At 60.7% G+C, this 12,582-nt stretch carries 4 protein-coding genes; all 4 read right to left on the bottom strand.

The genetic code is table 11. From position 1 onward, the window contains the following. Positions 1 to 5 precede the first annotated feature (5 nt). Positions 6 to 911, bottom strand: coding sequence for an alpha/beta hydrolase (locus tag F4X55_05370; GenBank protein ID MYC40424.1), 906 nt, complete (start codon positions 909 to 911; stop codon positions 6 to 8). Beyond that, positions 908 to 1,681 carry a 4'-phosphopantetheinyl transferase superfamily protein gene (locus F4X55_05365; protein MYC40423.1) on the bottom strand — a complete coding sequence of 258 codons (774 nt, stop codon included), beginning with the start codon at positions 1,679 to 1,681 and terminating at the stop codon, positions 908 to 910. The genes F4X55_05370 and F4X55_05365 overlap by 4 nt, the downstream gene beginning before the upstream one ends. A 32-nt stretch (positions 1,682 to 1,713) precedes the next feature. Further along, the gene (locus F4X55_05360; protein MYC40422.1) at positions 1,714 to 1,959 is read right to left on the bottom strand and encodes an acyl carrier protein; all 246 of its coding nucleotides are present in this window, start codon (positions 1,957 to 1,959) and stop codon (positions 1,714 to 1,716) included. Between the two features lie 111 nt (positions 1,960 to 2,070). Continuing rightward, on the bottom strand, positions 2,071 to 12,444 hold the full coding sequence (locus F4X55_05355) for an SDR family NAD(P)-dependent oxidoreductase (GenBank protein MYC40421.1): 10,374 nt from the start codon (positions 12,442 to 12,444) through the stop codon (positions 2,071 to 2,073). Positions 12,445 to 12,582 lie beyond the last annotated feature (138 nt).

Genomic DNA, 12,582 nt, shown 5'->3' with positions numbered 1-12,582 from the left:
CGAGTTTACGTAGTGATAATCGGCTCGATGAACTCAAGCATGGACTTGACGCATTCCTGCGGCTTTTCCAAAAGAAGAAGGTGCGTAGTGTCAGGCAGAAAGTCGTAATCCACGGTAGACATATCGCTCAGGTCGAGCGTCGGCAGGTATGAGTATGGCAAGGTCGGGTCGGCCCCGATGACCTTTGTCGGGCAGAGGAGCGACTGAAAGTCCACGAGTACGGCAAAGGCGCTGGCGTACTCTATTAACTGCGCCTGGTACTCAGAAGGGCAGCGAGGTTCATACCCCTCTCCATTCGCACATTCACGCAGGGTTGTTCTTGCATAAAGGTCGAATACCCCTGGCACCACGTGCTGCCAGGCTGGAATGTAGGGAAGAATGTCCACAAGTTCCTGCGTGGTTTTAAACTGACTCGTGCTTTGACGGATCGTTTTGGCCATACGTTTTGCGATATCTTCATAATCCTTAAAGCTTCGGCCAGGTTTGCAGACAGGCGGGTCGAACAGAACCCGGGCTGCAAAGTCGCCGCCCTTTTTGGGTGATAGCAGAGTCGCCAGAGCCGCAACTGAGTGGAACACACCTATTCTGGACTTTGCTCCATAGTGGCGGTCGATAGCCTCGAGAATGGTGTCGTTGTCCTGAACCAATGTTGGAAGACTATGGTTTTGAAGATCGCCTACCGGATTCCATCCATGGTTTCTGAGATCGTAAATTATTAGGTCAAAGTCGTCGGTCAGGAGCGACCAGAATGGATAGTACAGATCGACTGCGAGACCGTTGCCATGGCTCATGACGAGTCGCGGTCCTGACGGATTTCCATGTTGCCGCAGCGTAATTATGGTGTCGTCATCCACGCGGACATCGTGAGTGGAAAGTGGTTCAGGTACCTCCCATACGATTTCTGAAGTCACTGGCAAGCTCCTTGTTTTTCCAGCACGTCACCGTTTCGCCGCTGCAGTGACTGGTCGCCCAATTGGGACGGGACAAGCTCATGCGCGATGGCCGCTGAGAAATCTTCGTTGCCGATGTATTCGACGCGCCAGTGCACTTCCGGTAGCTGTGGAAAGCGAAATATGCCCACTCTCCCCTGATGCAAGGCTGGTGGCACTTCAAACTGAGACACATCAAGAGTAAAGCCTAGGCCAAGAGCCTTGATTAGGGCTTCCTTGATGGTCCAGAGTCTGAAGAACAGCCGAGTCCTGTCGCGTCCGCGTACGTTTCCAAGGGCGGACTGTTCATGAGGACCGAACACGGCTTCGCTCAGTTCGTCAAAATCCCCTCGAGGGACCCGCTCCTCCACATCCACGCCCAGCCGTCCATGGGGAACAAGAGCTATCAAGCCATGCTTTGCGCTGTGGCTGAGGTTGAAGCTGATGGCTGCCGGTTCCTCGTCTACTAGCGCAAACGGCTTTCCATACTCAGATGAACCGAAGCTGAGGCGTTCATTGCTGCAGCCGAGTTGGCGACAGAGGATAGTCCGAAGCGCAGCACGGCACAGAGCAAATCTGCGACGAGGACCTGGAAGCGGATATTGGCGACAACGCACCTGTTCTTCCTCGTTCAGCAATAATAAAGATGATGCCTCACGGCTGGCATTAGGCGTCAGGTCTACATGCGTGACGGTAACGGGACCAGCTTTACGGAAAAAACTCCACCAGTACCTTGCAGCAGAAGCGGACATCAGATGCCGGTTACCTCTACAGGAGTGAGGTGTTAAGAAGCGTTGGCCTCCAAGTACGCTATCAAGTCTCCAATAGTCTGAATCTCCCCGGCCTTATCGGGAAGAAGGGAGACATTGAACTCCTGTTCTAGCACTTTGGCGAATGAGACTGCGTCCATAGAGGAAACACCCACATCAGCAAGACCCTTGTCTAGGTCCAGCAACTTGCCTACCGGCTGTCCATCTACCTCCAGGTTTTCGTCCGCAAGTTGTCTCAGTCTTTCTTCAGTTGAAGCCATAATATAAAGCCCTCCTTTTAAGAATTTAAGATATTAGAAGTCAATGGTATAACATATAGGCGCTTAGGTCAATCAATTTCCTCTAGTTTTCTTCGTGACACGACCCCCCGATTACACCCAGTGACGCCTGCGCTGGAACGGATAGCTCGGCAGCGAGATGCGGCGGCGCGACTCCCCGGCGAACATGCCCTCAAAGGAAAGCGCCAGTCCCGCCTCGTATGCCCCTGCAACCGCCTTTGCAAAACCGGTACCGTCCTCCTCTGAATCCTCGTCGGATGGCCGCATCAGGCTCACAAGCACGAGTGGTGAAGTGGTGGCTTCCTCTCCGTCCGACGAGTCCGGCCACTCGAGACTCACCTGCGGCCCCAGTACCGCGCCGGGGCCAATCTCTACCACTGCATCTACTCCCAACTCGGCAAGCGCGGAGACCCCTGCGCCGAACGCCGTGGTTTCGCACGCCTGCGTACGCCAGTACGCCCCGTCGAGTGGGCTGTCCGCATCCACAACTCGCCCCGTAACGCCGCTCACCAGAGTCAGGGATGGAGGCGAGACCGCACTCTCTGCAAATGCCGCTTCCAGACCGTTCAGAGATTGGTCCGGGTCCACTCCCGGCAGGGCCGCCATCAGCGTGCCGCGAGTCAAGGCAAAGCGCAATCCTTCCTCTAAGGTGAAGACTCCTGCGGCCTGAGCTGCGGCAATCTCACCCGTGCCGTGCCCCAGCGCGGCGGTCGGGCGGATTCCAACGCTTGCCCAAAGCGCCGTCAGCGCGCACTCCAACGCGTAGAGAGCCGGCTGTGCCCAGTCTGCATCATTCAGATCGTCCGTTGCTTCGGTGCGCCCGAACATCACATCGAGCAGCGATGCTCCTCTCTCCGCGCGCACCACGGCGTCACAGTGGTTCAAAACAGCGCGCACGACCGGCTCGCTGTTGTACAATGTCTCGCCCATGCCAACCCACTGGCTGCCCTCGCCTGTGTACACGAATGCCACTTTGTTTAAAGGCTGCGGATCTGGCTTATCAGGCGTGGCGCCGGTCTCCGCGAGTTTCGTCAGCCCCGCGCGCAGAGACTGCATATCCCCGAACACTACAGCGGCCCGATGGTCAAAATGGCTGCGTCCGACACCCGCCGTCCACGCTATGTCAGCAAGTGCAGGCGCTTTGGGCGACGACTCGGCAATATGCTCGTCGAACCACGACAGGTACTGTTTTGCAATGTCCCGCAGTGCGCCGTCCGACTTGCCCGATAGCGGCAGGAACCGCACTGTGCGCTCCATTAGCCCGTCCATGACTAGCGGCAGATTCGCAACCGGCTCTGGCAGAGAAATGGGTACTTGCTGTGCAGCGCCCCTAAGCGACTGCACTCCGGCACTTCCGCTGCCATTCTCTGTTGCGATTCCGTAGCCTTCCACCACCATATGTGCGTTTGCGCCCGATATGCCGAACGCGCTTACTGCCGCGCGTGGCGGCCTGTCAGGATGGGGTGGCCAGTCGGTCTTTTCAGAAGTCACTCGCACGGCCAGTCGGTCCCAGTCGATTTGTGGGTTCGGTTCCTTGAAGTGCAGATGTTTCGGAATGACACCTTGCTTCATCGCCAGCACGGCCTTTATCAGGCCGGCAACGCCCGCCGCCGTCTCCAGATATCCGATGTTTGACTTTACGGTGCCTATCAGCAGCGGTCGGTCGGCATCTCGCCCCCTGCCGTACACCGAACCTGCTGCGTGTACTTCAATTGCGTCGCCCAACTGGGAGGCTGTCGCGTGCGCTTCGAGATAGTCAACATCCCTCCCGGTGAGGCCCGCCTGAGCAAGAGCCTCCTCTATAACACGCTCCTGTGCCGGGCCGTTCGGGATGGTGAATCCCGCGCTTGCCCCGTTCTGGTTAACGGCAGAACCCTTGATGACGCCCCATATCCGGTCGCCGTCAATCTGCGCTTCACCCAGCCGTTTCAAAATGAGCATTCCGCAGCCCTCGCCGCGTACATAGCCGTCCGCAGACGCATCAAAGGGGTGGCACTGCCCGCTTGGCGACAGCATCCCCACATCCAGCATAAGTTTGGAAATGTTGCGCGACAGCGCCGCATGCACGCCTCCGGCGAGGGCTAGGTCCACATCGCCCCGCCGTAGCCCGGCGACGGCTTGATGCACCGCAGCCAATGCCGAGGCGCAAGCCATATCGATGGCCATTGCCGGGCCCTCAAGGCCCAGTGCGGACGCGACCCGCCCGGCGGTGACGCTGGCCATTAGACCGAGGAAAGTGTCGGCCTTGCCTTGGGTTTCTTCAATCACATGTTGGTATTCGCTGTGGCTGATTCCGGCATACACTCCGGTGCGGCTGCCTCGTAGGCTGTCGGGAGCGATTCCGGCGTCTTCGATAGCCTCCCAACTCGTCTCCAGCATCATTCTCTGTCGTGGGTCCATCATCCGCGCTTCTATCGGCGCAATACGGAAGAAGCGTGAGTCAAACCACTCGATATCCTCAACAAACGCGCCGTGCAGGTGGGTGGTGCTCTCGGAGTTCGAGTCTCCAAAGGCGTTCCTCGGCGAATCGCCGGCCTGGCGTCCGTCGGTTACCGCGTCAGTGCCCGATTCCAAGAGATGCCAATATTCCGAAAGGTTTTTCGCGCCCGGGAAACGGCACGCCATGCCGACTATCGCTATGTCGTCATTCTCAGTAGAGACGGGGGCGCGCGGTGCGGGCGTGGCTGTCTCGGGTGTCTGGGACGTCCCGTCGTCCCCGCCCAGTTGACCGAGTTCATCCCCCAGATAGCGGGCTAAGGTCGTGATGTCGGGGTAGTCGAAGACGGCCGTGTTGGAGACGACATACTCGCCCGCGAATGCCCGGTTGAGCCGGTTTCTCAGTTCTACTGCCATCAATGAGTCCATCCCCAGATCGAAGAACCCCACCGTTGGCGTCGGCGTCGACGGCAGCCGCAGAACTGCCTGCACTTCCCCCTGCAGGAATGACACCAGCATACCCTCGCGTTCCGCCACAGTCGTCTTCCGCACCCTGGACATCAGGTCGTCCGTCTGAGCAGGCGAGTCGGTGTCGGCCTTGAGGCTGGTGGAAATCAGGTCCTCTAGCAGGGAGGGACGGTCTTCGACAGCCTCCTCGAAAACTTCCCAGTCCATAGACATCACCACGGAATTCGTTACGTCCTGGCGCACCAGCCTGTCGAACGCCCTGAGACCTTGCTGCGGTGTAAACCAGCGGCCGCCGAGCGCCGATCGTTGCCGTTCAATCCGGTCTCGTTGTTCCGCCGCTTCGCCGATCTCTGACCACGCCCCCCAGGCAATGGCCTGTCCCGGAAGCCCCACCGCCCGCCGGTGGGCGGCGAGCTGGTCCAGGAACGCATTGGCCGCGGCGTGGTTTGACTGGCCCGGATTGCCCATGACGCCGACTCGGCTCGAAAAGAGGATGAAGAACTCCAGATCGCGCTCCGCCGTCGCACGGTGCAGGTGCCAAGCGCCCAGCACCTTCGGCCACAGCACCTGTTCGAAACTCTCCCAACTCTGGTTCGACAGCGAAGCGTCCGACAACACTCCCACGCTGTGAATCACTCCGCCGAGCGGCGGCAGTTCCCGATCCATCCGCCCCAGCATGTCGTCCACGGCAGCGGTATCCGTCACATCCGCCAGTTCCACCCTCACCGTGAACCCGCGTTCACGCAACGAGTCGATCTCTTTTTCAACCTCGGGGTCCGGCGACCGTCGTCCATTCAACACGATTGTCCCAGCACCGTGATCCGCCAGCCAGCCGGCCACGGCGCACCCGATACCGCCCAGGCCGCCGGTCACCAGGTAGGTTCTGTCCTCCCGCAGCCGTCCCGTCTGCAGCGGCGAATTTGTAAGAACGATCTTGCCTATGTGCCGACCCGATCGCATGAATCTCAACGCGGCCCCCGCTTCAGCTAGGGGCCAACTGCTGTGGATAAGGGGTTTCAGTTCTCCCGCCGCAATGCGCTCCATCACTTCCTGGAAAACTCTTCCGACGCAAGCCGGCTCAGTCTTCTTCAAAACATCCAGCTCCAGGATGGAGTAGGCAACGTCGGGACGAACTTCCGCCATCTCCTCCTCGCTCAGGATGTCTCGCCTGGCCAATTCCACAAACCGGCCACCCTGTGCCAGGCATGACAGGCTCGCCTCGATGAATCCCTCTCCCGTCAGGCTGTTCAGCACCACGTCGACTCCTGCGCCGTCCGTGGCCTCGAGGATCTCTTCCCCGAATTTTGTCGTACGGCTATCGAACACATGCTCCACGCCGATGGAGCGGAGATAGGGCCGCTTCAGTTCACTCGCCGTGGCATACACCTCGGCGCCCGCGGCATGCGCCAACTGGATAGCCGCGAGTCCCACACCGCCGGCGCCCGCGTGAATCAGCACCCGGTCGCCAGCGTTCAGTCCTGAGAGCTCATACGAAAACGCGGCTGAGACGTACACATTCGGCACTGTGGCGAGACCCGTCGCCGGGATTCCCGGTGGCGCGGGCACCACCAGTTCCTCCCGTATGATCGTTTCGGCTGCGAACGCACCGCCGAACCCCAATCCAACCACGTGATCGCCGACCGAGACGGTTGACACCTCGGAACCCACATCAAGCACGTGGCCACACATCTCCTTTCCTAAGTTCTCTTCTTCAATGAAGCCAAGTGAACGAAATACGTCCCAGAAGTTCATTCCGGCAGCCCGGACCGCGATGCGGACTTCTTTCGGCTCCAGGGAACGCGCCGGCAGCGGCTTGACGTAAGGCTTATCGAATATGCCGTCCGGGTCCGGAGCCAACGCCCAGGCCGACTGCTCCGGAAATGTCAACCGCTCCGTGCTGGTCCCCGCCCGGACCAGGCGGGCCACCATACGTCGGCCGTAGCGATGCGCGATGTGATTCTCGTGATCGGGATACAGCAGTTCGTCGAGGAGTTCAGGCGATTGCGTTTCTACGGGGTCGAGGTCAATCATTCTCAGCTTCAGATGCGCCGCTTCACGGGACACGCCCTTCCCGAAACCCCATAGCGTCGCGCCGGCAAGTTCCCCGCCAAGCTCCTTTTCCAGCACCTGCGCGCCCCGCGTAAGAAACCACACTCCGTTCTCGGGCGCCACATCGGAGTCAAGCAGCCCCTGCGTCAACGCCAGCGCGCTTGCCACCGCTCGCCTCGTGTCCTCCGCCATCTCTTCGGTTGTCGCATTCGGGCCGTGGCCGCCCAGCGCCACGAGGTGCACGACGCCGCTAAGAGGCGTATCTCCTGGCAGGCTCTCCAGCAACGATTGCCACGACTCGCGCCGCTCCATTTCCACCGTTGACCGCAAAATGCCGGACCCGTCCACTTCTGAATGCCCGTTCTCCGGGGGTTGATGGTCCGCCAGCACGACTGTCTGGTTGCGCGCGGCCAACCCTGCTGCCAGCTCCTCGGCCACGTCGGCGCTATCCGCCGCCAGAACCCAGACGCCCGGTTTTTCGGTCACCTCAGCCGGACCCCGCGCCACGATCACACCCTTATCCGGCATCTCGGTCGAGTCGGACTCTTTCACCCCCAGCACTTCTATTTCCTCGAAACCCACGTCAGCGAGTACGCGACGCCACACAGCAGGTTCCACCAGGGCGTGCTGCGGTCGGTAGGCATCGGCAAACCGCCACCAGCCGTCCAGCGGCCCGAAAGTCAGGTCCATCCAACCCATACCCCTCAGGTTCTCGAGCGCGACCATCTGTCCTGATGGCGCGAGAAGCCGCCGGCAGTGCCCAAGCGTCTCGTCTAGGTATCGAGTGGCGTGCAGCACATTGGACGCAATCACCAGGTCATAACCGTGGGAGTCGAATCCCTGCTCCACCGGATCCTTCTCGATATCCAGCATGCGGTAATCTATCGACGCTTCCTCGCCTCCGAAACGCGCCTCCGCTTCCGCAAAGAAGCCCGCCGAGATATCCGTGTACATGTAGTCGAACCGCCCTTCCGGGAGTTCCGGCAGGATGGCCGCGGTCGCCGACCCTGTGCCCGCCCCGACTTCGATCACCCTGAGGTGTCGGCCGTCGGGCAGCCCCGCCACAAGAGTCTGAACCGTTTCTCGCAGTAGCCGGTTCGCCGCACGTGCCACCGGAGCTTTTAGATACAGATCGCCCGGGGTCGGGTCTCCGCTGCTGAACAGGACCGTCAACGGGTCCGCTTGGCCCAGCAGCACGTCTGCCAGGGCGTTGCCGGAGCGTCGAAAAAGCCCGATCTCGGTCAAGCCGTGGGGATACAGTTCAGCCATTCGGGCAGCGAATTCCTCGGTGTCAGGAGGCATTTCATCCGGCAAGGGATCCCCGGGTCCGATTCTCACGACGAAGTCACCGTCCACCTCCTCCAACACCCCGGACTTGGCCAGCATCTCGAGCGTTCGGCGGAACAACTTCTTATGCTCCTCCACGACGTTCAAGCGCTGCCGCAGGTCCTCTGAATCCACGGCCACGCCCACCTCGCGTTCCCACCCCAGCTTCTCCAAGGTCTCGAGCGCGCAGGACCGGGACCACCGCTCCAGGTCGGTCAGGAGGGCGCTTCTGTCTTTGGGCGTGACTCCTTCGTCGGCTAAATAATCTGAGAGCAATCCCGAGCGCGCCACAATCGTTGCCTGAGACGCGAGGAAATCTGCGGGCAGCATTCCGGGCGTGAGAGCCTTTTCGCGCCACACAACCTCATACAGCAGTTCATTCACCCCTTCGCCTGCGGAGAGCAGCGCCGCCCGCGTCGCGCGTTTCACCATGTATCCGTTCAGCCCGCCAAGCAGAACTCCATTGGGGTCGTAGATTCTCAATTCTCCGTTCCAGACCTCAGGCGGCTCGTCCTGTTCCGCTTCCGTCCCTTGGGAAACCTCACTCATGCGCACGTGACAGAACAAGCGATCCGGCAGCCGGTCCGCCAGCCACAGTCGCTCCCAGCCAAATGGCAGATAGGTGGTTTCCTCTTCTACCCCGCCTGGATTGCGTGCTGCGGCCACAACCTGAAAGCAACCGTCCAGCAGGAGCGGATGAACGTCCAGCTCATTGCGGCCGAGAGCTTCAGGGAAAGAGATCTCGCCTAACGCCTCGCCTGGCCCGGACCAGGCATTCTCGAGCGTGCGGAAGAACGGGCCGAGATTGATCCCCGTATCGGCCCGGGCGCGGTAGTAGGCTGCCACGTCTATCGGCGACAGGGGGGCCTTGAGGCTTTCGAGATCGATGCGCCCACCGGCTTCCGGAATCGGGGCGCCCGACGATATGTGGCCTTCCACATGTGCCGTCCAGTCCTCTCCGCTCCCCTTGCTGAATATCTGGACGCGACGCGAATTTGCCCGCTCGGAAGAATCAAGCACAACCTGCACCTCCCGGCCCTCGTCGCCGGTACCGTCCTCGGAACCCTCCTCCGGGAAAATCAGCGCGTTGAGCAGCTGCATGTCCTCCACAACCACCGCTCCGCTCTCTTCCGTAAGGGATGCCGATGCTGCCATGGCACCGTAGAGCGCGCCCGGAGCTATAACCCGGCCGAACACCCGGTGATCGCTCAACCACTCCGGATCCGACTGGAACACTTCTGTCTCGAATGTGACTTGGCCTGAGGCGGATTCGTGCCGAACCCCCAGTAGGGGGTGGCCGACGCCCGAGCGTTGTTTTCTCTTCGAATCGAGCCAATGGCGTTCGCGTTGGAATGGATAGCTTGGCAACGAGATGCGACGGCGCGACTCCCCCGCAAAGAGCCCTTCAAAACGAATCGGGAGCCCCGCCTGATACGCTTCCGCGACCGCCCGCGTGAAATCGGCGTCATCCACAGACGCTGAAGATTCACCAGACGGCGGGCGCAGGCTCGACAGCACCGTGGGCGCTGGTGTCTGTGCCGAGTCCGGCCAGGCCGAGACTGTCATCGAGGCCAGGATCGGTCTCGGTCCTATCTCCAGCACCAAATCCACCCCGAATTCCGCCAATGTCCGGACACCGCTGGCAAACGCCACCTTCTCACGGGCATGCTGCCTCCAGTAGGCTCCGTCCAGCGCTTGGCCGGGCTCCACCGTCTGGCCGGTCAGGTTGCTGACCACGGTGAGGGAGGGTGGTTCGATCGCCGCACTATCCAGGGAAGCTTCCAGCATGTCCAGAGCTGGCTCCACCAAGGCGCTGTGGAACGCGCGGGTCGTGTTCAATCGTCTTACCCGGACTCCTTCCGATTTGAAACGCTTCGAGATGGTTTCAATATCTGCAACCGGGCCGCTCACCACTTGGTGGCCGCCGTTGTCCGCCGAGATGCTCAGCCCGACACTGGCAGATGATTCGTTTATCTCCTCGACCGTCGACGTCACTCGTGCCGGGGTGGCAAAAACCGCTGCCATCGCGCCCGGTTCGGTTTCCGACAGCAGGGTGCCTCGCGCCGCGGCAAACCGCATTCCATCCTCCAGGCTGAACACTCCCGCCGCCTGTGCGGCCGCCAGTTCCCCGACGCTGTGCCCCAGCACCACGCTGGGACGAACCCCTACGCTTGACCAGAGGGCCGTGAGCGCGCACTCAAGAGCGTAGAGGGCAGGCTGCTCCCACGCCGTATCGCCCAGATCCCCTTCGCCGCCCCCGAACATCACGTCAAGCAGCGAGGTGCCCCTTTCGTCCCGAAACGCCTCCTCGCAGCGGTCGAGAACCGCCCGCGCCACCGGCTCACGTTCGTAGAGCGCCTTTCCCATGCCGGCCCACTGGCTTCCTTGCCCGGTATAAGCGAACGCCACCTTCGTCGGCGTCTGCGGCCCTGGACTCTCGCCCGAATCCCCCAGCGCTTTCAGCCCCTCCCGCAGCGACCCGGCATCCCGGAACACCACGCCCGCGCGGTGATCGAAATGGCTCCTTCCTACGCCTGCAGTCCACGCCATGTCCGAGAGCAACGGCTCCGCAGAGGCGCTTTGGGAAGCAATATCCTCCGGACGCTCGTCAAGCCATGAGAGGTAACGCTCCGCAAGTTCGCGGAGCGCGCTCACCGATTTGCCGGATAGCGGCAGCAAACGGGTCTCGCGCCTCTTTAACTCCTGCTCCGGCGGCGACAAACTCTCCACGGCCTCCGGCAAAGAGACTGTCACCGCCTGGGCCGAGCCCGCAAGCTCATGCTTTCTGTAGGGCGATGTCCCCCGGGCGATGTATTCTTCCACCACTATGTGGGCGTTCGTCCCGGATATCCCGAAGGAGTTTACTCCTGCCAGTCGCGGCCGTCCGCCACGCTCGGGCAGGTCCATTATGGACGAAGTAACTTTCAAAGGCAGTCGGTCCCAATCGAGGGCGGGGTTGGGAACCTGGAAATGCAGGTGCTTCGGAATCACGCCGCGCTGCATCACCAGCACTGCTTTGATCAGACCGGCGATTCCGGCAGCCGACTCGAGGTGGCCGATATTGGTCTTTACGGAACCGATCAAAAGAGGACGGTCGGCTTTGCGCCCTTTGCCGTACACGGCGGAGACGGCCTCGATCTCAATAGGGTCGCCTACAGCTGTTCCAGTCCCGTGTGCCTCGATGTAATCCACATCCGAAGCAGTAACTCCGGCCTGCGACAGTGCCGCTTCCATCACCTGTTCCAATGCAGGGGTATGTGGTACGGTCAGTCCGGTGCCGGGCCCGCCGTTGTTCACCGCCGAGCCTCGGATTACCCCCCAGATCCGATCGCCATCCTCTTCGGCCTCGCTCAACCGCTTCAGGATAACGACGCCACAACCTTCGCCGCGCACGTAACCGTTCGCGGACGCGTCGAACGTCTTGCACTGCCCGTCCGGAGACAGCATCATCGCATCCGCACGGAGTTCGAAAATGCGACTGTTCAGGATGGCCTGCACACCGCCCGCAATGGCTAGATCCGCCTTGCCCTGCTGCAGGTCCGCCACCGCGTCGTGGACCGACACCATGGACGACGCGCACGCGGCGTCCACTGCCTTCGCCGGTCCCATGAGTCCCAGCACGAAAGAGACCCGACCGCTGGTACCGTTTAAGTTCGTGCCGCTCAGAGCATAAAGACATGAAGCAGCCTCGGCAGGTTTCCTTGACTCCACTACCAGCATCCTGTATTCGTCGTTGCTGATCCCGGTATATACCCCGGTGCGGCTGCCCTTCAGCCGATCCGGATCCATGCCCGCATCCTCGAGAGCCTCCCAAGTGGTTTCCAGCATCATCCGCTGCTGTGGATCCAGCAACTGGGCCTCGACCGGAGAAATGCGAAAGAACCCCGCGTCGAACTGCTCGATTCCGTCGACATAGCCACAGAAACGACAGGCATTGCTCGGAATCTGTCCATCGGGGAAAAGCTCGTCCATACGCCCGACGCCGGAACCCGGGACACCCTCCGTCACCGTATTCTGGCCGGATTCGAGCAGGCGCCAAAAGGCCGGTATACTCGATGCGCCGGGGAACCGGCACCCCATGCCCACGATCGCTATCGGCGGACCGAATCCAGATTTTTCCTGTTTCTGAGTTTCAGAGTTGGGCAGCGATTCCCCAGAAGAATCGCAAGACTTGTTTGACTTTGTCATCGAAATCTCCCTCCCAAGATTATGAACTGATGGTTCTACCTGTGTTCCCTCAATCTGAACCGTTTCTGTTTTACAAAACGGTTTTCAACTCACCACTTGAACTATGAAGTTCACCACTGACTTTGATAATTCTCTTTC

The organism is Candidatus Dadabacteria bacterium (genome assembly GCA_009840385.1).
In the GTDB taxonomy this organism is placed as follows: Bacteria; Desulfobacterota_D; UBA1144; order Nemesobacterales; family Nemesobacteraceae; genus Nemesobacter; species Nemesobacter australis.
The sequence above is the reverse complement of the archived record's forward strand: the minus strand, read 5'-3'. Positions and strand labels throughout refer to the sequence as shown.

Coding starts and splice junctions, on each gene's coding strand:
- F4X55_05365 (MYC40423.1), bottom strand. CDS start 1,681: ATGTCCGCTTCTGCTGCAAGGTACTGGTGGAGTTTTTTCCGTAAAGCT.
- F4X55_05360 (MYC40422.1), bottom strand. CDS start 1,959: ATGGCTTCAACTGAAGAAAGACTGAGACAACTTGCGGACGAAAACCTG.
- F4X55_05355 (MYC40421.1), bottom strand. CDS start 12,444: ATGACAAAGTCAAACAAGTCTTGCGATTCTTCTGGGGAATCGCTGCCC.